A 24560-nucleotide genomic window follows, 5' to 3' on the forward strand; every position below is an offset into this window, starting at 1 on the left:
CAGGAGTCTATTTAAGCCGAAAAGGCCTTATAGAAAACGTGCTCACCAAGGAAGCTGAGTATGTTGAAGGAATGGACCTTACGCTCTGCGGAAGTCGATCAGGAGCCAATGCGATTGCCGTTTATATGATCCTGTTTACTTACGGGCCTTATGGGTGGTACGAGAAGATCAGCATACTGCAAATGAGGACAAATTGGTTTTGCAAACAACTTGACCAGTTGGATATTCCTTATTTCAGGAATGAAAACATGAATATTGTGACCTTGTATTCTTCCCATGTTCCCAAGGACCTTGCAGAAAAGTACGATTTGGTTCCCGAACAACACAATGAAAATAATCAATGGTATAAAGTTGTGATCATGGACCACGTGGAAATAGATAATTTGCTGCAATTTATCAATGCCCTTAAAGACAGAATGAAACTAGCCTAATTCAGGTCATGCTCTTCGGCAATAATCTCAGAGGCGTCCTGCTTTTTTTTAGGAAAAATTGTTTTGTTAAATACGATCAACAGACCCACACCCGTGCTAATTGCGGTATCAGCAACATTAAAAACCGGGTCAAAAAACGTGAGGTTCCGATTTTCAAAAAGTGAAAAATGTTCACCCCCAATAAGGGGTATCCATGCCGGCACGTCAAAACTTATGCTTGGCACCCAATCTGGCAGTATGGTATCAACTATTGGAAAATAAAGCATATCCACAACTTTTCCGTGGAAGAGAGAATTATACCCTCCTTCATCCGGCAGAAAGGTAGCTACCCTTTGATAACTATCGCTAAAGAAAATTCCATAAAAAACAGAGTCGATGATGTTCCCCAGGGCGCCCGCAAAGATCAATGAGATAGCTGTTATTAAAATTTTATGCGCATTGTTTTTAACCGCATCGTATAACCAATAGCCTATTCCTGCAATGGCAAATAATCTAAACAGGGTTAAAAAGAGCTTCCCTGATTTACCTCCAAATTCCTTTCCCCAGGCCATGCCATTGTTCTCTAAAAAATGGATCCTGAACCAATCCAGTCCAAAAACTTTTATCTCCTCACTCAACACAAAATGGGTCTTTATGTAGATTTTGGAAACCTGGTCTATCAATAGTAAGACGATAATAATAAAGAGTGCTCTTTTCACAAATTTCTGATCTTAATTCAATCTTGCTGAATGCCTTTTAAGGCGTTACAATAATACTAAAAATTAGCCTTTCGATCCATATAAATAAATATTGGCCAGAATAGCTCTGATCAATAAAGAATTTTTTGCTTCTCCTATGGTTTCATTCAGCTTCTTATCAGGTCTTTCATTACTTTTATCTGTCAAATTGTGCACCAATATGCCCATATTTGTTTCGGCATCAATTTTTGTGTTTATAATATCATGCACAAATATACTTCCCGAATTCAGCTGCACACTCACAGGCTTTTTCATCCCATTCAATTTGATGGTTCCATCTTCAAGCTTCAAATTCAAATTCCCATCAAAGTCGGTAGCATAAAAATTTCCTTCTATGACAGCTATGTATAAATTTTTGTTGCGAGGAACATAAATTTCATACGAAGTATAATTAGGTTCAACGCTGCATACCTTGTCCCGTTCAAGCATTACATCTTTTGAAGGCGATTTAAAATCTTTAAGCAAAACATAACCATTGATCTCTGTGATCTGGAAACTTGGTGTTTGTTCAGACCCTTCTGCTTTTACAACAATCCGGGATTCGCTATCCGAATTAAATAATTCAATATGGTCAATAAGATCAAATTCAACCAGAATCTTTTCTGATTCAGAGTTGATACTTTTCTCTATAATCTCCTGGCTCAAAGCCACAGCAGTAAACAGGATAAGGACCAATGTATATGATCCTTTTAACCTGCTGTATCTGTTGAATTTCTTAATATTGCTGATTCTTAGCTTCGATACTTAAAGTGGCATGGGGAACCAATCTCAATCGCTCTTTTTTAATAAGATTTCCTGTTACGCGGCAAACACCATAGGATTTATTTTCTATCCTGAGAAGAGCGTTCTTTAAATCTCTTATAAATTTTTCCTGACGGATAGCCAATTGGACATTTGCTTCCTTCGACATGGTCTCAGAACCTTCCTCAAAAGCCTTAAAAGTAGGAGAGGTATCATCTGTACCGTTATTACTGTCGTTCTTAAAAGTACTTTCAATTAAAGCAAGATCTTCTTTTGCTTGCCTGATTTTTTCTTCGATGATCAATTTAAACTCCGCTAAATCCTGATCTGAGTATCTGATTTTATTCTCGCTCATGACTAAATCTTTTCTAAAAATAATACTGTATTTACTTGATCAAACACAACATTATTACCGTTTTCGACTTCTTCTTTTAATATTAATTGTTTTGTTAATGTTTCACTTTTTATATATGCTTCATTTGCCTCAACTGCTTCGTCAATGATGCCGTCCTTCTTGATATAAAGAATGATCTTATCAGTAACCTCCAGCCCACTTTCCTTTCTCAAGTTCTGAATCCTGTTGACCAGTTCTCTGGCAATGCCTTCATTCTTTAGTTCCTTTGATATAGAAACGTCTAAAGCCACCGTTAAATTGCCTTGATTTGCAACTAACCATCCTTCAATATCCTGAGTGCTAATATCAACTTCCTCCAAAAGCAATGTAACCTCTTTGCCATTGACTTGAATAGGCAATTCACCTTCTCTGTCAATAACGCCAATCTCCTCATCTGATAAACCGCTGATCGCCTGTGAAACAAATCTCATATCCTTGCCATATTTTGGGCCAAGAACTTTAAAATTTGGTTTGATATTCTTAACCAGGATATCAGAAGCATCATGCAGGAGTTCTACTTCTTTGACATTTACCTCTGACATGATCAAATCCGAAACCGCCTCAATGTCCAATTTGTCCTGTTTATCAATAACAGGAATCATTATTTTTTGCAAAGGTTGGCGAACTTTTATCATTTCCTTTTTTCTAAGGGACAAAACCAAAGAGGAAATGGACTGAGCCTTTTGCATCTTTCTTTCCAATGACGGATCGATCAATGTTTCATCAGCTTTTGGAAATTCACCCAAATGTACTGAACTAAATTTATCTTTAATGACGTTTTTTGTTAAATCTCTGTATAAATTATCCATAAAAAACGGTGCAATGGGGGAAGCTATTTTTGCAACGTTTAAAAGACAGGTGTAAAGTGTCTGATACGCAGATATTTTATCGTGTTCATAGTCCCCTTTCCAAAATCGTCTGCGGCATAATCTTACATACCAATTGCTCAAATTCTCACCTACAAAATCCTGAATGGCTCTTGCTGCCTTGGTAGGTTCGTAATCATCGTAGTAGTTTTCCACTTTTTTGATCAGTGAATTCAACTCGGATAGAATCCATCGATCGATCTCAGGTCGTTCCTGGATCTTTATCTCTTCTTCTTCATATGTAAAGGCGTCGATATTGGCGTAAAGCGAAAAGAAGGAATAAGTATTATAAAGGGTCCCGAAAAATTTCCTTCTGACCTCCTCAATTCCTTCGAGATCAAATTTCAAATTATCCCATGGGTTCGCATTTGAGATCATGTACCATCTGGTGGCATCCGGACCATACTTTTTCATGGTTTCAAAAGGATCGATTGCATTACCCAGCCTCTTTGACATTTTTTTACCGCTTTTGTCCAGTACCAACCCATTTGATACAACATTCTTATAGGCAATACTGTCAAAATTCATTGTTGCGATAGCGTGCAGGGTATAGAACCATCCTCTTGTCTGATCCACACCTTCGGCGATAAAATCAGCAGGGTAAAATTCATTTTGATCTATTTTATTCTTATTCTCAAAAGGATAATGCCATTGAGCATAAGGCATTGCGCCAGAATCAAACCAAACATCAATGAGATCGGATTCTCTTTTCATGGCCTGGCCTGATGAGGATACCAGTATGATCTGATCAACAATATTCTTATGCAGATCAATCCTGTCATAATTATCTTCACTCATGTCTCCAACCACAAAATCTTCAAAAATATCCTTGGTCATAAAGCCTTTGTCTACCGATTTTTGCATCTCGGTTTTTAGCTCTTCCACCGATCCGATAATGATCTCTTCTGATCCGTCCTTGGTTCTCCAAATAGGCAGGGGAGTTCCCCAAAATCTTGACCTTGACAGGTTCCAGTCATTCGCATTTTGCAACCAGTTACCAAATCTACCTTCGCCTGTTGATTTTGGTTTCCAGTTGATTGTCTGGTTAAGTTCAAACATTCGGTCTCTTTTGTCAGTCACTTTTATGAACCAGGAGTCCAATGGGTAATAGAGAATAGGTTTATCGGTTCTCCAGCAATTTGGATAGCTGTGTTTGTATTTTTCAACCTTAAAAGCCCTGTTTTCTTCCTTTAGCCTGATAGCGATCTCAACATCAACCGATCTTTCAGGTTGTTTATCGTCATCGTAATATTCATTCTTAACATATTTGCCGGCGTACTCACCCATATGTGAAGTGAATCTGCCTTGAAGGTCTACCAGCGGAACCGGATTATTATGATCATCAAGCACAAGCAAAGGAGGAACCTCCGGTTTTACCTGCTTTGCAACCATGGCATCGTCCGCTCCAAAAGTAGGTGCCGTGTGTACGATCCCGGTACCGTCATCCGTGGTAACGAAATCCCCGGCAATAACTCTAAACGCATTTTCAGGATTCTCGCAGGGAAGGGCGTACGGCAATAATTGCTCGTATCTTGTTTCAAGAAGATCAGCACCTTTGCATTCGGCGATTATTCTGTAAGGAATCACCTTGTCACCTTCTTTAAAACCTGTTAATTCTTCTTCAGTCTTGACTTCCTTGTATTTTTTACCCAACTGATATCCAACCAGTTTTTTTGCCAATATAACATTGATTGGTTCGAACGTATATTGGTTAAAGGTACTCAACACTACATAATCTATTTTCTTTCCTACGGTTAAAGCTGTATTTGAAGGCAAGGTCCAGGGTGTTGTGGTCCAGGCCAAAATAAAGAGATCTCCCTTGATGCTTTTTAGGCTTTCGGGAAGGCTTGATTTTATAGTTTTAAACTGTGCTACTACCGTCGTGTCAGTTACATCCTGATACGTTCCGGGCTGATTTAATTCATGTGAACTTAAACCTGTTCCGGCCTTTGGTGAATAAGGTTGTATTGTGTATCCTTTATACAGTAAGCCCTTCTGGTAAAGCTCTTTAAGCAACCACCATAAGGTTTCCATATATTTTGGTTTATAGGTTACATAAGGGTCGTTCATATCGACCCAGTGACCCATTTTCTTTGTAAGATCTTCCCAGATATCAGTATACCGTAAGACCGCATTCTTACAGGCCTGGTTATAGGCTTCAACACTAACTTTTTCTCCGATATCCTCCTTAGTTATACCCAGTTCCTTCTCCACACCAAGCTCAATGGGAAGGCCATGTGTATCCCAGCCCGCTTTTCTCTGAACCTGATAGCCCTGAAGCGTTTTATATCGGCAGAAAAGGTCTTTGATAGCTCTACCCATTACATGGTGAATGCCAGGTAAGCCGTTTGCAGATGGAGGGCCTTCAAAGAAAACAAATTCTTTGCTTCCTTCCCTTGAGCTGATACTTTTTTGGAATATGTCATGCGCTTCCCAAAACTCGAGCGTATTTTCGGCGATTTCCGAAAGATTCAATCCCTTGTATTCTTTAAAAGTCTGACCCATGTTTTCTTGCAAATTCTATTAAATTTGCAAAAATACATATTTTCTGAATGTTTTCAATCATAAGCATAAAAAAAGCATCACGCCTCGGCGTAATGCTTTTTTTATGCTTACTGGTTTTACAGATTATTTTCTAATCACCACGAATTCAGTCCTTTTATTTTGACTGTGTTCTAATTCTGTACATTTTACGCCATTAGAACAGCCATTGATTAATCTGGTTTCACCAAATCCCTTTCCTGTAATTCTTCTGGAATCGATGCCTATGCCGATGAGGTAACTCACGGTTTCCGAGGCCCTTTTCTGAGAGAGCCACATATTGTAACCATCCCCTCCTCTTGAATCAGTATGCGAACCAAACTGAATAATCATATTTGGGAATTTGTCCATCAATCGGGCAACTTTAGCCAACTCATCATAAGAACTCTCAAGTATATTTGACTCATTCAACTCAAACTCGATGGACTTCACATTGAGGATTTCCTTACCGTTGATATTGATAAATTCCTTTTCATCCAGATATAAAGCTACTTTGTTCTCAAAAGCATTTTCACGGCTCGTCACCAACGTAGTGTCTGTCTCAAAATACCCGTATTTCTCTCCTTCTATCTTGTAATTCTCTCCACATTTCACCTTAAAGAAGAATTCTCCATCATTAAGTGTTTCCAGTCTTCTTATCTTTTCTCCGTTGCTGTCATAGATTGTTGCGAAAGCCTGTGATAAAGGCTGTCCGCTTCTTTTATCACGTAGAACCCCTTGAATTACCTGGTCACAAATAGGATTCACTGTTAATTCTTCGAAGTGGTAAATATCATCATCCCCTTTACCTCCTCTTCTGTTTGAAGAAAAATACCCTTTTTGTGTTGACTTGTCAATGATAAACGAAATGTCATCTCCTTTGCTATTCATAGGTTTTCCAAGATGTATGGGTTCTTCTATAGAGCCGTCAAGCTTGGTCATATAAATATCGAAGCCCCCTTCTCCTCCGGGTTTATTAGAAGAAAAATAAATGATATCTCCGTCAATGTATGGGCTGTATTCTTTGTATTTTGAATTTACGGTGGGTCCAAGATTCTTTGGGGCTCCATAATGTCCGTTGTTAATGCTTACTTCATAAATATCAGTACCGCCAAAGCCACCTGGCATATCCGAAATATAATAGAGCTTTTTGCCGTCCTTTGAAACAAAGGGATGGCCCGTGCTGAACTTGTCGTTGTTAAAAGGTAAGGTCATCACATTGGTCCTGCTGCCTGAAGCACCTATTGTTGCTTTGAAAATCTTGAGATTACTTGACCTTACCTTACCTCCCATGTAATTATTTGAAGTAAAATAAATTTCGGAAAGATCAGGTGAAAAAGATACCATGGCATCATGGTATTTTGAGTTTACAGCGTTCGAAAAAGGCCTAATCCTCGTGATTTCTCCATCAGCTTCCACATTTCCAATATAGAGATCGAGAAAAGGCTGGTCGTTGCCCTCCCATGTTTTATTCGAAATCCCATTCTTTCTGGAGGATGAAAAGACTATTTTATCTTTGCCGTAAAAACTGGTCCCAAAGTCTCCGTACTCAGAGTTTGCCTCCAAGCTTTTCACTTTGTATTGGGCAGCGGTGAGCTGTGCAAACGAAGTGATTGACATCAGTACAAAAACGATGGTACATAAACTTTTCATATAACAATAATACTTTATAAAAAAGCCAACGAAATTCGTTGGCTTTTAGTATTTGAAGGACCTACATTTTTATGATCACAAACTCTGTACGCCTGTTCATGGCATGCTGTGTTTCTGTACATTCAACTCCGTCTGAACACCCATTGATTAATTGTGTTTCCCCATAACCCTTTCCTGTGATCCTGCTCGGATCGATTCCGTTATCAATGATATAATTTACAGTGGATGATGCCCTACGGGTCGATAACCAGTTATTATATCCAAAAATACCTCTTGAATCGGTATGTGATCCTGATTCTATGATCATGTCCGGATACTTGTTCATGAGCTCAACAACTTTATCAAGTTCTATTTTGGCTTCCTTATTCAGGTAAGAAGAGTTCAATTCAAAATAGATAGGTTCTATATTCACAACATAAGTACTCGGTCTAACTTTTACGATCTCTTCAGGAAGTACTTCAGGCAGTCCTTCAGGTTTATCTTCTTCTATCGCTGCTACAGGCTCCACCTGTTCTAATATTTCCCCGGTACCAAGCAAGATCAACAATTTCAACTTTTTATCAGCTTCCATTGAAGTGGTAAGAGATTTACTCTGGGTTGTATATCCTTCTTTACTTCCCTCAAGTTTATAAGCTGTATCACAATAAACAGGAAGTTCAAATACACCTTCTTCATCTACTACAACTTCTTCTATAACATTGCCATCAACATCTTTGATCGCTACAACCGCACCTCTGACTATTTCAGTAGTATTTTGATCCCTTACTTCACCCGTGATTAATTGACGGCACTTGAAAACAACAGGTTCTTCTTCAATAAAAGAATAAAGATCATCATCCCCTTCTCCACCACTTCTATTAGAGGAAACATACCCCCTTCTTGTGGTTGCATCAATGATAAAAGTAAAGTCATCTGCATTTGAGTTTATTGGTGCATTGAGTAATATGGGTTCAGGAGTAAAATCGACCAGGCGGGTTGCATATACGTCAAGACCACCCATTCCACCTTCCTTATCCGAAGAAAAATATAAAACTTCTCCATCCACAAAGGGTGAAAATTCTTTTGCTGGTGAATTGATTTTCCACCCGAGATTTACAGGGTTTCCAAACCCACTTTGGTTAATGGCTACCTTAAAAATATCTGTTTGACCATATCCGCCTGGCATATCAGAAATAAAAAACAATGTTTTTTCGTCCGGGCTTAACGCCGGGTGGCCAACTGAATATTCAACATTGTTAAAAGGCATCGGGATAATATTTACCCATTCTCCTTTATCATTCACTGAAGCCTTAAACATGGCAAGATTTGCCATTTGTTTCTCATCTCTGGCCAACTTCTTATTGTAGAAATTATTTCTTGTAAAATAAACTGTCTTTTGATCTCTGGTAAATACGACGTCTGCTTCGTGATATCTTGTATTGACTTCTCCCGGCATCAGTGAAACATTATCAAGATCTCCGTTGGGCAGAATATCCCCTATATAAAGCTCCAGATAACGCTGGTTATTGTCAACCCAAACATCATTCACCAGTGAAATACCTTTTTTTGGCGAAGCAAATACCAGCTTGTCTTTGCCATAAAAAGCCGTTCCAAAATCAGAATTCTTTGAGTTTACAGTAAGTCTGTTGATTGCGTACTTTCCTGAGCCTTCAGTTTGGGCATGTACAACTCCTATAGAAAATAAGAGCAATGCCAAAATGTATTGTTTCATAAATTCCCCTTTTTTATGTTTTTATAATCCTAGAAAAATCTAGGAGACTTCAAATTCTTCTTTGAGAGGTCGATGTCATATAATAATATGATCTCATGTGATCCACCGGTATTCGAATTTGAGAATTCCGAAATCGTATAATCATAAGCATATCCAATTCTAAAGTCAGGGGTAACTCCGAAATTAAATAAGATACTAACGGCATCTTCAATTCTATAACTCGCTCCAACTTCAAACCTGTCATAGAGCAGGAAGTTCGCATTAACATCAATAGATACTGGTGCTCCGCTAACACCCTTGAACATCAAAGATGGCTTGAACTTCAAAGTGCTCGACAGATCGAAAACGTATCCACCTGTTAAAAAATAATGAACTTCTTCAGCGGCCTTGGTATTGATATTATCTTTGTCCAAATGTTCCGATTGCATAATATTCGGAACTGAAAAACCTGCATACCACTTATTCGTGTAATAATAAACTCCCGCACCAAAATTTGGAAATGCGTCATTGATGTTTTCATCAAATACCGGATCTCCCGCGCTGGAAGTCTGTGGTAACACCACGTTCAACAGATTCACATTTAACAAAGTAACACCTCCTTTTAATCCAAAGGCCAGTCTTCCTTCTTCTGATGTGGTAAGCGTATAGGAAAAGTCTGCATAAATATTCTGTTCCTTAGCCGGGCCAATCTCATCTGCAATAACAGATAACCCAACCCCTACCTTTTTTCCTAATGGCGCATGAACATCAAAAGTTAATGTTTTTGGTGCTCCATCCACATTCGTCCACTGGCTACGCCCCAACAAACCCAAACTTAAGGTTCCTCTAGAGCCAGCATACGCTGGATTTACAACGTTCATGTTGTACATATATTGTGTATACTGAGGATCTTGTTGCGCTTTAGTCTCGTTAAAGAAAAGTAAAAAACCAAAAGCTAAGAAAATTGTTATTTTTTTCATTTGTTAAATTTTATTCATTTGACAATGAATTTGTCATTTAAATAGCACTGAGTTTCAAAACAATTTTATGAAAACCCCTTACCCCCTTTTTAATATTGTTGATGGCAGATTGATTTTATTCAATCTGCCATAGTTTTCTTTTAATAGTTCACATATACCCAGCCTTTGTCTGGTGATTTGTTTCCATCGTTGTATTTAATCAGATAGAAATAGGTTCCTGCAGGTACCAGCTGGCCTTTGCTCAAGGTCATGTTTCCTGTGGATCTACCATCCCACCATTCAGGATTAAGGCTGCCATTGTTCATATACTGATACACACTGTTACCCCATCGGTCAAACACCTCCATTGTAAAATCCGGTGTTTCGATAAGACCTGGAATACTGAACAAATCATTTTCGCCATCACCATTTGGTGAGAACCCGCTAGGGATCAATTCTGTATTAAATACAAGCCTGACTCCATCTGAAATTAACTCCATTACAGGGTCACAGGCAAAATCAGGAGAAGTAAGCACTACTCTGTACCAACTGCCTTCGAGCCTGCCTCTGGCATCTGAAATCAACAACCTGTCGGTTGTAACACCACTAAATTTGGCATCATTAACCAAATCGGTCCAGGTTGTACCTCCGTCCACACTCTGTTGCCATTGATAGAAAGTAGCCGTGGCAGAAACTTCAAATATCGCATCATCACCAAGGGCTATTTCAACTTCTTCAGGTTGATTCTCAATGGCAGATGGTTCACCAGCTTCCTGAAAGTCAAAACCCCCATTATTATCAAGATCGTTAGGAGTTGTATATCCTCCCTGGCCAGTCACCTGACCATTGGCATCAACAGTTACCGGGGAAGTTCCCAGGATTCCGTCTCCGTCAGGATCCTCAAATCCGGCTTCTATAGCATCGGCACAGCCGTCACCATCAGCATCAAGGCTAATTCTATCCGGACGTCCGTCCAGATTTGTATCAGTAACCTCGCCTTCAACAGTGTCTGAAATTCCATCGTTGTCATCGTCCACATCCACAATGTCAAACACACCATCATTATCCGTATCAAGCAGTATATTATAGCTTGCTGATGCAGAAGCGTCTCCCGGATCACAGACAAAAGCTACATTACTTGCAACTACCCTGTATTCATTGAAGTAATCAGGAATTACAAGATCTGAAACCGTTAAACTGGCAGTGGCAGTGCCACTGTATTTTGCATCATCACTAAGAGGCGTAAAACTAACTCCGTCAGTACTAATTTCCCATTGATAAGTATCTCCGTCTGAAGTAGCGGTATAAATTGCACTACCACCTAAAACAAAGTCCTGATCTATCGGATCTCCTGTAATATTAGCAGCCGTACCGGCTTCCTGGAAGTCATAAGTACCGTTATTATCTAAATCATTAGGAGTTGTATAACCATCTGAACCACTTGTTACCTGACCCGTTGCTGGGTTTACTGTTACCGGAGAGTTCCCTAAGAGTCCATCTCCGTCACCGTCAGTAAATCCTGCTTCTACAACATCATCACAACCATCTGAATCCGAATCCAGTTCGAATCTGTCAGGAGTTCCATTATTGTTAGAATCTATATCTGCGCCCGACACATCTTGTTCATCCGTATCAAAAATACCATCGTTGTCATCATCAACATCTACAATATCCGGTACGCCGTCATTGTCATTATCAGGTAAACTTACCAATGCAGCAATATCTGAGGTTGTTACAGGATCACACGCATAAGCAATATTGTTAACCCGAACTCTATAGGCATAACCCAGCATACTGATATCAACATTTGAAACCGTCAAGCTAGCCGTTGTTGCTCCTGTATAATTTCCTCCATCAACAAGGGCTGTCCAGGTTGTGCCATCAGTACTTTCTTCCCACTGATACGTGTCAGCCGAAGCAATAACATCAAATGTTACAGTTCCTCCCGGAATAAAGTTTTGGTCCGCAGGTTGTGTTGTAATCGCTGCTGCGGCTCCTGCTTCCTGGAAGTCAGGAGTTCCATTATTATCTAAATCGTTTGGTGGCGTATATCCATCCGTTGCACTTGTTACTAAACCGCTTGCATCAACAACCGGCGGGTTAGCAGTACCTAACATACCCATTCCATTATCTGTAAATCCGGCTTCAGTTACGTCAAAACAACCATCATTATCTGCATCTAAATTAATTCTGTCCTCATTCGTTCCCGGATCTGTATTTCCAGGTTCATCAGTATCTAAAATACCGTCGTTGTCATCATCAACATCCACAATATCAAAAACACCGTCATTGTCGAAATCATCAGGAGCTATATAACGTGCTTCCGCAGAAACTGTTACTGGATCACAAGCATATGCAATATTGTTTACAAGCACCCTATATCTGAATGTTAGTTTGCTTACATCTAAATTAGTAACCTGCAGGTCAGAAGTTAATGTTCCTGCATAATCACCACCATCAACTAGTGGAGCCCAGGTTGCCCCTCCGTCTGTGCTTTCTTGCCATTGATAGGTATCTGCAGTAGCTAAGACATTAAATGTAGTAACTCCAATAATAAGGTTTTGATCTACCGGTTGTGTAGTTATCGTGGCAGCAGCTCCAGCCTCTTGGAAATCTGGGGTACCGTTTCCATCTTGATCTTCAGGAACTCCATACCCTCCATTGGTACCTAAACTTGTAACTATACCTGTCACAGCGTCAACTACTGGAGGATTTTGATTTCCAACTTCATTGATTCCATTATTATCATAGAGGTTTTCGTCAACATCAAAACAGCCGTCATCATCAGCATCTAAATCAATTCTATCCGGAAATCCATCAGCATCCGTATCTCTGTCAACAACTCCATTATCTTCAACAGTGTCTAAAATTCCGTCATTATCATCATCTTCATCAACCAAATCAAATACACCATCTTTATCAAAATCATCTGGGTTTATAAAGGTTACAGCAACCGACGTAATGGTTGGATCACAAGCAAAAACGGAATTACTAATTATAACCTGATATTCGTATCTTACTTTAATAAAATCTGAATTAGTAATTGTTAAATCGGCAGTTTGGGCTCCTGCATAATCTCCTCCATCCACAATATCAACAAAACCATTTCCATCCTGTTTGTCTTCCTGCCATTGGAAGGTGTCCCCGACTCCCACAACGGAGAATACCGTTGGATTGATTAATGATAGGTCTTGATTAGTTGGTTCAGTCGTAATGGTTGCAGCAACTCCGAATACCTGGAAATCAGGATCAGCAGAGCCATTGTTGTTAACAGGAGGCGTATAACCATCCGTTCCACTAGTAACTAGTCCTGTTAAAGGATCAACCACAACAGGTACATCTCCCAACATACCATCTCCATTTACATCAGTAAAACCAGCTTCTGTTACATCAAAACAAGTATCATCGTCAGAATCCAAATCTATTCTATCCGGGAATCCATCAGCATCCGTATCTCTGTCAACAACACCATTATCTTCAATGGTGTCTAAGATTCCATCATTATCGTCATCCTCATCTACAATATCAAATACACCATCCAAATCAAAATCATCAGGAGTTATGTAACCAACATCTATAGAAGTAGTTGTAGCATCACAGGCATAAAAGCTATTTGAAATAATTACTTGATATCTGTATAATAATTTACTTACGTCGCTATTGGTGACTAAAAGATCTGCGGTTAAAGCTCCTGCATAATCTCCTCCATCCACAATATCAACAAAACCATTACCGTCTTGTTTATCCTCTTGCCACTGATAGGTGTTTGCTTCCGCTACAATACTAAAAGTTGAAACTCCTATAATCAAGTCCTGATCAACGGGCTCGGTCGTAATGGTTGCAGCAACTCCGAATACCTGGAAATCAGGATCAGCAGAGCCATTGTTGTTAACAGGAGGCGTATAACCATCCGTTCCACTAGTAACTAGTCCTGTTAAAGGATCAACCACAACAGGTACATCTCCCAACATACCATCTCCATTTACATCAGTAAAACCAGCTTCTGTTACATCAAAACAAGTATCATCGTCAGAATCCAAATCTATTCTATCCGGGAATCCATCAGCATCCGTATCTCTGTCAACAACACCATTATCTTCAATGGTGTCTAAGATTCCATCATTATCGTCATCCTCATCTACAATATCAAATACACCATCCAAATCAAAATCATCAGGAGTTATGTAACCAACATCTATAGAAGTAGTTGTAGCATCACAGGCATAAAAGCTATTTGAAATAATTACTTGATATCTGTATAATAATTTACTTACGTCGCTATTGGTGACTAAAAGATCTGCGGTTAAAGTTCCTGCATAATCTCCTCCATCCACAATATCAACAAAACCATTACCGTCTTGTTTATCCTCTTGCCACTGATAGGTGTTTGCGTCCGCTACAATACTAAAAGTTGAAACTCCTATAATTAAATCCTGATCAACAGGCTCGGTCGTAATGGTTGCTGCCAATCCAACTTCTTGGAAATCAGGAGTGCCATTGCCATCTGCATCAGCAGGTGGACCATATGCATCGGTTGGATCATTTATAGGGCCATTGGCGTCAGCAATTACTTTTCCTAATTCCGTTACTAAATCCACTACAAGAGGTGCTAATCCTAATTCATCATCATCACCTCCATCATCAAATCCGGCTTCAGTAACATCATTACATCCATCTCCGTCTGCATCCAAATCTATTCTGTCTGGAAAACCATCTCCATCTGTATCCCTATCCGTTACTCCGTTATCTTCTGTAACATCTAAAATACCATCATTGTCATCATCAACATCAGTTATATCAGGAACACCATCGTTATCAGTATCTGTTCCATCAAGCATTATAAAAGTATAATCTTCAACCTCACCACCATTAGCAACTCCTCCAACAGAGGTTGCATTTAAATCATTATCGGATGTATATCGAATCCGGACAAAGGACTTTCCAAAATTTACATCCGCTCCAGAAACTGTGACATCCCAATTCAAAGTCTGAATATCCCCAATACCAGTATTTGCAGGAACAATGATCGAGGCATATTCATCCGCATCAAAAGTTCCGTTTAAATCAAAATCAATCCAAGCATGAAGATAAGAATTCGCCCCAAGAAGATTTGTTAATTCAACCTCTAATGCAAAATTAGTATCGGTATGGTAGTAATTATCAAATTGGCTTAAATCTACTCCATCTTCATCATCGCCAGCTCCTAATCCATCATCTAAATCATCGCCGTCGGCATCAGGCGTTGGTCCAAATGGTCTATTCAAATCATTATCCTTAAAAACTCCAATTCTCAATGCGTCATTTAAAACATCCGAGAAATGCAATGGGCCGTTATTCGCCAGAGAAGTCATATACGTATCTGGAGCATCCCCACGGTCGAATCCCTGTGGAGGCTCAATAAACCATCCTTTATTCACAAGATTGGTATATGCCTGAATTCCATTCGCAGTTATAGACCCAGTACTAATCCCTGAAAAATTAATTGTCCCATTACTCAAACCATTCAAATCTAGTTGATTCAATATATTATCGATCTGAACACTACTCAAAGAAGTATTTTGCATGTTTAAAACCTTCAACAAAGGGTTGGAGGATATATCAAGTGCGGTAATGCTTCCATTACCATTCAGTGAAAGGTCAGTTAGATTCGAATTATCAGTTACATTAATGTTTATCAACGAATTGTTATCTAAATTCAAGACTTGTAAATTTGTCAGATCACTTAAATCAATTGAAAAAATTTGTTGCCCCTGAGATAATCCCCCGCCGAGATCTATCGTATAATTCGCAACTAAAGCAGTTACTCCATTGAAATTGGGCGCTGTAGTTGTAATGGTAATAACTCCATTGGCTCCATTTGAAGAAAAATCAAAATTGACATTACTCCCTATCCGAGTTTGAGTCACAGCTCCAGTGGCTTCCCAAGTAAGTGGCGCGCCTGGAGTAGCCGCAGTTATTCTCCAAGGATTGGAAGATGAAACGGTTTGAACTGTCAATGTACTTTGTGCATATACAAACGACACAGAAAGCATCATCACCAAACCAAGAAACAATCGTTTTATAGAAATACTCTTTGAATTACTGAAATTGAAAGTAAAGTAATCTCTTTTCATATGATTAATTTTTAAAAACAAAACATTGATTTTTATGTTTTGCTATTTTTTATGAAGCCATTTATACGCTAAAAACTCACTTCATTAAAAAACAAAGTGAGTTATCAATTAGCATAAAATCAAGCTTTTAATTTTATAAGATTCGTTTTTATTTTTGAATAGTTTTCCCACATTCTATACCGTATAAGCAAATATATAAAAATTTGTCACATATCACTTTTAGCAAATTCTTTTTTCTTAAGCAAATGTTAACAAGGTTTTAAACATTATTCCTGGGGAGTTGGCACCAATTCGAAACCACTTTCATTGGCGATTTTGAACTCCGTTCTCCTGTTCAATTGATGTTCTTTTTCTGTACATTTTACCTTGTTTGAACATGCATTGACCAATTGGGTTTCTCCATAGCCCTGGTACCTTATTCTTGAGGGATCTATTCCTTTTGAAACTATATAATCAACGGTAGATTTCGCCCGTTTTTCAGATAGCCTCATATTGTATTTGTCTTTACCTCTGGAGTCAGTATGAGAGCCCGCTTCAATCATCAGTTCAGGATATTCGTTCATCACTTGAACTACCTTGTCCAACTCTTTGGCAGCATCCTTGCGGATATTGAACTTGTCAAAATCAAAATAAATTGTATTGATGTTGACCCTGTTGGATACAAATTGTGCAGGAAGGTTTAAATCTACGACAAGTGCCGGCTGATCGATATCATTCAATGTTCTTACCGCCTTCTCAGCATTTAAAAACCCTTTATTCGCAGCAAATACCACATATGGCATGTCACATAAAGTAGAAGAAAAAGTGTAAGAACCATCGTCACCGGCAGTGACGGCTTCAATGACAGTTCCGCTTTCATCCCTGAGTTCTATTATCGCTCCCGCAACCGGCTCTCCTGAATCTTCCGACTTAACATTTACTGTTATATCCTGGCCGCAATGAATATGCAGTCCCGGATCAGCCAAAAAGGAATAAATATCGTCATCCCCTTTTCCTTCATCCCTGTTTGAGGAGAAAAACCCCCTGTCTCTTTCATCGTCAATGATAAAAGCAAAGTCATCTTCAACACTATTCACAGGTGCTTCCAGGCTTAGAGGAACAGATACTGTTCTATCAAAAATTTTCGTGGCAAATATGTCTAATTTCCCAAAGCCGTCATGTCCGTCAGATGAAAAATACAGGATATTGTCTTTTCCGATGTAAGGGAACATTTCCCTTCCTTCGGTATTGATTCTTGCACCCAGGTTTCTTGGTTCACTGAAAGATCCGTCCTCGTTGATATCCACTACATAAATATCGGTTTGACCAAATCCTCCGGGCATATCAGAAACAAAGTATAATTTTGTGTCTTCGTGGTTCAAGGCAGGGTGTCCGATCGAATATTCAACATTGTTAAAAGGAAGTTTTTCTTTCTCGGTCCATTTGCCTTCAACGTCCAGAGAAGCTCTGAACATTTGCAGGTTATTGACCCCTGAGGAGTCTGTCAAAAATTTCTTTTCATAGAAATTATTAGCTGTATAATAAATAGTCTTAAGGTCTTTTGTTACAGCAACTCCGGCTTCATGGTATTTGGTGTTTACATCACCGGGCATTCTTTTCTTTTCAATAAGCTCCCTGTCATTAGTAATAAGTCCGGTATAAAGGTCCAAAAACTGTTGACCATTCTCTTTCCATGTTTTTTTAACAATCATGGTATTGTTAGTAGGGGCTGCGAAAATAACTCTGTCTTTTCCGAGAAACGTAGTTCCGAAATCAGATTCCTTGGTATTTATGTCCAGGTTCTTTATGGTGTATACACCGGGTGTTGTTTGCGCCGAGGCAAAGAACAGACTGAACATGAAAAATAGTAGCGTAATTTTTTTCATCATATCGGGGAATTTTAGGTAAATTTAATTAAATATTTAACATCTAGAAAAATCTAGGTGATTTTAAATTCTTTTTAGTGAAATCTATGTCATAAAGTAAAATGATTTCATGCGATCCGCCAGTATTTGAATTGGAAAACTCAGAAATCGTATAATCATAGGCATATCCAACCCTAAATGATCTGGTTACGCCAAAGTTAAACAACAAACTTACTGCATCCTGCCATCTGTAGCTGGCTCCCATTTCAAATCTGTCATATAAAAGCACATTGGCATTTACATCAAAGGATATCGGCGCACCGGTAACTCCCTTAATCATGACAGACGGCTTTAATTTAAGCGTGCTTGAAAGGTCAAAAACATATCCTGTAGTCAAAAAATAATGAACTTCCTCTGAGGCCTTTGTGTTGATGTTCTCTTTATCCAGGTGTTCCGATTTTAAAATATTGGGTACAGAAAACCCTGCATACCACTTGTCATTGTAGTAGTAAACCCCTGCGCCAAAATTTGGAAATGCATCATTTATATTTTCATCAAAAAGCGGATCATCACTTGTCAAAGTTTGTGGTAAAACCACATCCAAAAGGTTTACATTTAACAAAGTAACTCCCCCTTTCAATCCAAATGCCAGCCTGCCTTCCTGAGAAGTGCTAATGGTATATGAAAAATCTGCATAAATATTCTGCTCCTTCGCCGGTCCAATCTCATCAGCGATCATTGAAAGTCCCATCCCGACTTTTTTTCCTACCGGGGCATGTGCATCAAAGGACATGGTTTGCGGGCCCCCGTTCACATTGGTCCATTGACTGCGTCCTAACAACCCTAAACTAAGGGTTCCTTTTGATCCCGCATAAGCCGGATTCACAATATTCATGTTATACATGTATTGCGTGTACTGTGGATCCTGTTGACTATAAGAATCTGTTATCCAAAGTAACAGACCAATTAGCGCTATTGTTATCTTTCTATTCATCATTGGGGAATTCTATTTTTTGTAACAGGCAGGTTTTTCACTGCCTGTATTGTTTGTCTATTCTATTATTTATTTAAGTAAACCCAGCCACTTTCTGGTTTTCTATCATCTCTGTTAAATTTGATCAGGTAGAAATAAGTCCCTGCCGGTAATATATCATCACCCAGGTTCATATTTCCTGATGACCTTCCATCCCACCATTCCGGGTTAAGAGCACCGTTTCTCTTGTATTCATAAACCTTGTTTCCTTGACGATTGAACACCTGCATTTCAAAGTCCATATATGTTGACAGGGCAGGTACAACCAGCTCATCATTTTTACCATCTCCGTTTGGTGAAAAACCACTCGGCACTATATTACAAGGTGTTGCATCCAGGTAATTAGGCGTAAGGTCTTCGTCACAATCATCATTGGTAGGATCACCATCTTCATTATCATCTTCTTCAATCGTGTCAATTCCGTCATTGTCATCATCCTGATCTCTGTAATCCACATCGTCTTCACTATCTGTATTAGGTAACTCCAAAAGTGGGTCAATTATTTCATCATTAGGAATAAATCCGTCATTTATATCCGATCCTTCAAAGCTGTCATCCAATCCGTCATTATCAGCATCTGCATTCGAAGCGGATAAATCAGCGACCCCATCATGATTGAAATCATGTCCTTCTATCTCATCCGGAACGTTGTCATTATCAGAATCGTCATCAAGATAATCGGCATTGGCATCATTGTCAGTGTCAACTACTGAGATTCCATTAGCGGTTCCCGGTAAGCTTTCATACGCATCGTCCAATCCATTGTTATCAGCATCAGACAGACTAGGCAAAATATAACCTTCAGTACTTTGAGCTTCAATATTATCAGGGATTCCGTCTCCGTCAGCATCCAGATCCAAATAGTTGCTCAAACCGTCATTATCTTCATCTTCAATTCCTTCAATTCGGCTAAGAATACCATCATTGTCATCATCAAAATCAAGGTAGTTTCTCACTAAATCACCATCGGTATCATCATTTGTCGGATCGTTGTCACCGTTTAGGTCTTCATCAATCGTTTCAATATTGTCGTTGTCATCATCAGTATCTCTGTAATCCAACTCATTGTCATTATCCGCATTTGTCAGCGTTGACGGATCGTCAATTTCATCATTGACGTCAAAGCCATCATTAATATCAGCACCTTCATATCCGTCATCAAGCCCATCCTCGTCTGCGTCAGAACCTATAGGGAAACTATCAGGTAAACTATCGTGATCTGCATCATGACCCTCTAAACTATCCGGAACATTATCGTTGTCTGAATCAGTATCTAAATAATCAGGACTGGCGTCACCGTCATTATTGAACGCAGTTAATCCTTCTCCGGCCCCCGGAGTGCTTTCATAGGCATCATCCAATCCGTTTTTATCTGTATCAGTTCCCGATGGAGCGATATAAGACGTGGTTTCCTGTGCTTCAATGTTATCAGGCAATCCGTCATTATCTGCATCAATATCAAGGCTATCGGCAAAACCGTCGCCATCTGAGTCGTTATTTCCTTCTATTGTATCAAGAACTCCATCATTATCATCATCTATATCATAAATATCCCCAACTAAATCACCATCTGTATCCACCAATACTTCAATGGTAACTGTGGCCGTAGATCTGTCGCCATTGGCACTTCCGATTAAGCCCTGACCATCTTCAATGGTATAGGTGAAAGAATCAAAGCCTACAAAATCTGCATTAGGCGTATACAATATATAATCATCCGTTGGATCATTAGGACTGCCATTATCATTGGCACTTGCAACTCCATTAGATGGCTGACTTGCCAATACTACCGGTACGGTTCCTGCTCCGTCTCCACCAAAGTCATCTGCCCCATTTCCGTTATCCATCAACACCGTGATAGCATTATTCGTAGTGTTTTCAACCACAATGATATCATCATTAATTGCTGTTGGCAAGAAATTGATCACCATGTCGTCAAGAATGCTTTCATCATCATCCTCAACACCGTCACTATAGTCGTCAACATCAAAACTCACTGTTGGCTCACTGTCAAAGTCAATAACATCCGAAGCAATGATTTCAGCTTGATTAACATAAGTACCTGTGGTCAATACTTCTGCACTAAATTGCAATACAATATTGGTACCACTGGCGATAGATAATCCATTCCAGGTAACCGTTGAACCTGTAATTGAAGCTCCTGCTGTTATGGCGCTTATGTTTCCAAAACCATCAGGCACAATATCTTCTGCGGCAACACCCGTTGCAGCGCTTGGACCGTCATTATTTACCGTCAAGCTAAAGATCACAGTGTCTCCTGTTGTTGGGTTCATATCATTCACGGTTTTAACCAGACTGATGTCGGCCACCGGAATTGGTGTAATTGTGATCTCAAATTGATCATCCTCAGTGGCAACTCCGTTGTTCGGCGTAGAATCAAGATCCACATTATCGGCTGCCGATACTTCAGCAATATTGGTATAGTTGCCTGTTGCATTAACAGAAGCAGTAATATTGATTATTGAAGTGTCTCCTGCAATTATGCTTCCAACAGTCCATATTCCCGAACCTGAGGTATAATTTCCGCTTGCATCATCACTTACATAAGTATATCCGTTTGGCAATAGATCCCTCACTTCAATTCCTGTTGCTTCACTTGGTCCGGCGTTTGTTACTTCAATCGTGAATACTACTTCTCCTCCAACATATGGTGTCAAATTGTCAACAAGCATATTTATTTCCATATCAGAAACAGGTATTGGAGTTGTATCAATCGAATCCATATCGTCTTCAGACAAGACTCCATTTCCTGGTGTCGAATCCGGATCCACATTGTCTGAAGCAGTTAACTCGGCAGTATTGGTATAATCGCCGGTTACATTTACAGCAGCTGTAATATTGATGCTGCTTGAACTTCCAATCGCAATATTTCCGAGATTCCAAATACCCGAAGTTTCGTCATAATTTCCTGCAGCATCATCGTTCACATAGGTATAGCCATCAGAAAGAAGGTCGGTTACCTGTATCCCTGTTGCCTCACTTGGTCCGTTATTTGAAACAGTAATCGTAAAGACCACATTACTGCCGACCAAAGGAGTTGAATTGTCAACTGTTTTTACAAGTGATATATCCGAAACTGCAATTGGTGCGATACTTATTTCATCCATATCATCTTCCGAAAGCACTCCGTTTGCAGGAGTTGAATCCGGATCAAGATTGTCTGAAGCAGTAACTTCAGCTATATTGTTATAATCTCCACTTGCATTTACCACAGCTGTAAGGTTAAGTACAACTGTATTTCCTGCACTGATATTAGCCACTGTCCAAATGCCCGAACCAGAATCATAATTGCCTGCAGCATCATCACTTACATAAGCATATCCCGTTGGCAGTTGGTCAGTCACCTGAATTCCGTTGCCGTCGCTAGGTCCGTTATTCAATAATGTAATGCTAAACACTACGTTGCTGCCAACCAACGGACTTGAATTATCAACCGCAATTGTCAATTCTATATCCGACACTGGATTAGGTACAACGCCGCTGCTGTCCATGTCGTCTTCAGTAAGGTCTCCATTCCCCGGTGCAGAATCATTGTCAATATTGTCTGCTGCCGTAACTTCGGCAATGTTTGTATAATCCCCGCTAACATTTACTATAGCTGTAATATTTAATACTGCGCTGCTGCCGTTTGCAACGTTTCCGACAGTCCAAAGGCCCGTTCCAGAATCATAGGCTCCGGCTGCGTCATCGCTTACATATGTATATCCACTCGGTAACACATCGGTCACTTCAATACCTGAGGCATCACTTGGCCCGTCATTATTCACGGTAATGGTGAACACAACATTGCTTCCTACATTCGGAGATGCATTATCAACTGTTTTTATCAAACTGATATCAGAAGCTGCTTGTGGGCTGGCCCCGGCATTATCCTGATCATCTTCAGTTATGTTATCATTATTGACAAACGAATCTGAATCCAGATTATCTGATGCTGTGATCTCGGCAATATTATCATAATCTCCGCTTGCATTTACATTAGCTGTAATATTCAAAGTAGCACTTGCTCCATTTAAAATAGAACCTACAGTCCAGATACCTGTTCCCGAAACATAAGCTCCTGAAGCATCATCACCTACATAAGTATATCCATTTGGTAACAGGTCGGTAACTTGAATTCCTGCAGCATCGCTTTTCCCAGCGTTATTCACAACGATGGTGAAAACCACATTTGTTCCCACAACCGGTGTTGCATTATCGATGGTTTTAATCAAGCTTAAGTCGGATACAATCAACTCAGTAATTGCTGTGTCTTCTTCAGGAACAACAATCTCTGTTGACGTTACCGATATGGCAGTTACCAGGTCAACTGCATTCTGGAAGTCAACCAAACTCGTCGTATAGCTTAGCGTATAGGTCCAAATCTCTCCTATATCGATCACACCTGGTGTTCCGGCATCTCCTATTGGCCCGGTCAATACACCGTTGCTTCCATCAGGAAGTGTATTTACTATATTCACATTGTTAAGATCCAAAGTGCCAAAGTTGTCCAGTACGATCGTATAATCCAATACCTGACCAATATTTGTTACAGGATTCGGACCACCTGATTGCGTAATTGAAACATCCAATTCAGCCACACAGTTTGGTGCAGACAATACGACCGGTGTTGCATTCGCAATCGAACAACTTGTTACATTATCTCTAACAACTATGTCATAAGAACCATCCACTAATCCCGAGAAAGTATTTGAATTCTGGAAAGTTGTCCCATTATCAATACTGTATTCAAGATTTGAACCTGTAGCCGTGATCACAATGCTACCATTATCTAATGCAGGACATGCTATTAGGGTTGGGTCATTGGCAACGACATTATCAATTGTTACCTGTGGATTTTCAGTAAGAACTACTGCTGCTCTGGTTGGGCTTAAACATCCATTGACAACACTTCTTGCCTCTGCGTAGTATGTTCCTGCTGATAGAGGTGTAAACAGGGTATTGTCAGCAAGCAAAAGATTTCCTCCTGCTGATGCATCATACCAATCTACTGTCTCTCCAGCATTAACAGAAACACTTAATGTTGGAATGGGATCGCCTTGACAAATTTCTTCATCACCAGAACTAATTGGTTCATCTATAAAGTCTATTACTATATCCTGCGTCTGTGTTGAACTATTGCCATTTACATCTGTATATGTCCAGGTAACTGTTGTTGTTCCCTGAGCTGTAATAGGCAGTGTGGCATCATTAGTAACCGTTACTAGTCCACCACAAGCATCTGTAGCCGTTGGATCAGTTAATGCAGTTACCTCACACTCTGCGGTTACATCTGCCAATGTAGCTAGATCAGCAACCGGAGGTGTAACGTCTGTAATCACCACATCCTGTGTCTGAGTACTTGCATTACCATTTACATCTGTATATGTCCAGGTAACTGTTGTTGTTCCCTGAGCTGTAATAGGCAGTGTTGCATCATTAGTAACCGTTACTAGTCCACCACAATTATCTGTAGCCGTTGGATCAGTTAATGCGGTTACCTCACACTCTGCGGTTACATCTGCCAAAGTAGCAACATCTGCAACAGGTGGCGTTAGATCTGTAATTACTATATCCTG

11 protein-coding genes and 1 pseudogene are annotated in these 24560 nt (G+C 39.6%); 1 reads left to right on the top strand and 11 read right to left on the bottom strand.

What is annotated here, in order from left to right; all coding sequences use genetic code 11:
- A pseudogene (locus AABB81_RS11885) lies at positions 1 to 431 on the top strand (aspartate aminotransferase family protein); the annotation flags it as partial.
- On the opposite strand, the gene AABB81_RS11890 reads toward AABB81_RS11885, so the two are convergent.
- The 11 genes from AABB81_RS11890 to AABB81_RS11940 form a co-directional block, all read right to left on the bottom strand.
- Positions 428 to 1129 carry a lipoprotein signal peptidase gene (locus AABB81_RS11890; protein ID WP_342160751.1) on the bottom strand — a complete coding sequence of 234 codons (702 nt, stop codon included), beginning with the start codon at positions 1127 to 1129 and terminating at the stop codon, positions 428 to 430. The pseudogene AABB81_RS11885 and the gene AABB81_RS11890 sit on opposite strands and share 4 nt — an antisense overlap.
- Before the next feature lie 63 nt (positions 1130 to 1192).
- Positions 1193 to 1843, bottom strand: a complete 651-nt coding sequence (locus AABB81_RS11895; RefSeq protein WP_342160752.1) for a DUF4097 family beta strand repeat-containing protein — start codon at positions 1841 to 1843, stop codon at positions 1193 to 1195.
- A gap of 40 nt (positions 1844 to 1883) precedes the next feature.
- Complete coding sequence (locus tag AABB81_RS11900; RefSeq protein WP_342160753.1) at positions 1884 to 2264, bottom strand: TraR/DksA family transcriptional regulator; 381 nt, start codon at positions 2262 to 2264, stop codon at positions 1884 to 1886.
- Between the two features lie 2 nt (positions 2265 to 2266).
- Positions 2267 to 5674, bottom strand: a complete 3408-nt coding sequence (ileS, locus tag AABB81_RS11905) for an isoleucine--tRNA ligase (RefSeq protein ID WP_342160754.1) — start codon at positions 5672 to 5674, stop codon at positions 2267 to 2269.
- Between the two features lie 123 nt (positions 5675 to 5797).
- The gene (locus AABB81_RS11910) at positions 5798 to 7342 is read right to left on the bottom strand and encodes an OmpA family protein (protein WP_342160755.1); all 1545 of its coding nucleotides are present in this window, start codon (positions 7340 to 7342) and stop codon (positions 5798 to 5800) included.
- A 61-nt stretch (positions 7343 to 7403) separates the two neighbouring features.
- Positions 7404 to 9053: an OmpA family protein gene (locus AABB81_RS11915; protein ID WP_342160756.1), complete on the bottom strand. Its 1650-nt coding sequence runs from the start codon at positions 9051 to 9053 to the stop codon at positions 7404 to 7406.
- A gap of 29 nt (positions 9054 to 9082) precedes the next feature.
- The gene (locus AABB81_RS11920; protein WP_342160758.1) at positions 9083 to 10012 is read right to left on the bottom strand and encodes a PorP/SprF family type IX secretion system membrane protein; all 930 of its coding nucleotides are present in this window, start codon (positions 10010 to 10012) and stop codon (positions 9083 to 9085) included.
- Positions 10013 to 10152: 140 nt separating this feature from the next.
- Positions 10153 to 16104, bottom strand: coding sequence for a T9SS type B sorting domain-containing protein (locus AABB81_RS11925; protein WP_342160759.1), 5952 nt, complete (start codon positions 16102 to 16104; stop codon positions 10153 to 10155).
- 266 nt (positions 16105 to 16370) lie between these two features.
- Positions 16371 to 17972: an OmpA family protein gene (locus tag AABB81_RS11930; protein WP_342160760.1), complete on the bottom strand. Its 1602-nt coding sequence runs from the start codon at positions 17970 to 17972 to the stop codon at positions 16371 to 16373.
- A gap of 40 nt (positions 17973 to 18012) precedes the next feature.
- Positions 18013 to 18945, bottom strand: coding sequence for a PorP/SprF family type IX secretion system membrane protein (locus AABB81_RS11935; protein ID WP_342160761.1), 933 nt, complete (start codon positions 18943 to 18945; stop codon positions 18013 to 18015).
- A gap of 62 nt (positions 18946 to 19007) precedes the next feature.
- Positions 19008 to 24560: T9SS type B sorting domain-containing protein (locus AABB81_RS11940; protein ID WP_342160762.1), on the bottom strand; the 5553-nt coding region annotated here is incomplete at its 5' end.

This window comes from Lutimonas vermicola (assembly GCF_038433205.1).
In the GTDB taxonomy this organism is placed as follows: domain Bacteria; phylum Bacteroidota; class Bacteroidia; order Flavobacteriales; family Flavobacteriaceae; genus Lutimonas; species Lutimonas vermicola.

Coding starts and splice junctions, on each gene's coding strand:
- AABB81_RS11935 (WP_342160761.1), bottom strand. CDS start 18,945: ATGATGAATAGAAAGATAACAATAGCGCTAATTGGTCTGTTACTTTGG.
- AABB81_RS11910 (WP_342160755.1), bottom strand. CDS start 7,342: ATGAAAAGTTTATGTACCATCGTTTTTGTACTGATGTCAATCACTTCG.
- ileS (WP_342160754.1), bottom strand. CDS start 5,674: ATGGGTCAGACTTTTAAAGAATACAAGGGATTGAATCTTTCGGAAATC.
- AABB81_RS11900 (WP_342160753.1), bottom strand. CDS start 2,264: ATGAGCGAGAATAAAATCAGATACTCAGATCAGGATTTAGCGGAGTTT.
- AABB81_RS11930 (WP_342160760.1), bottom strand. CDS start 17,972: ATGATGAAAAAAATTACGCTACTATTTTTCATGTTCAGTCTGTTCTTT.
- AABB81_RS11920 (WP_342160758.1), bottom strand. CDS start 10,012: ATGAAAAAAATAACAATTTTCTTAGCTTTTGGTTTTTTACTTTTCTTT.
- AABB81_RS11915 (WP_342160756.1), bottom strand. CDS start 9,053: ATGAAACAATACATTTTGGCATTGCTCTTATTTTCTATAGGAGTTGTA.
- AABB81_RS11925 (WP_342160759.1), bottom strand. CDS start 16,104: ATGAAAAGAGATTACTTTACTTTCAATTTCAGTAATTCAAAGAGTATT.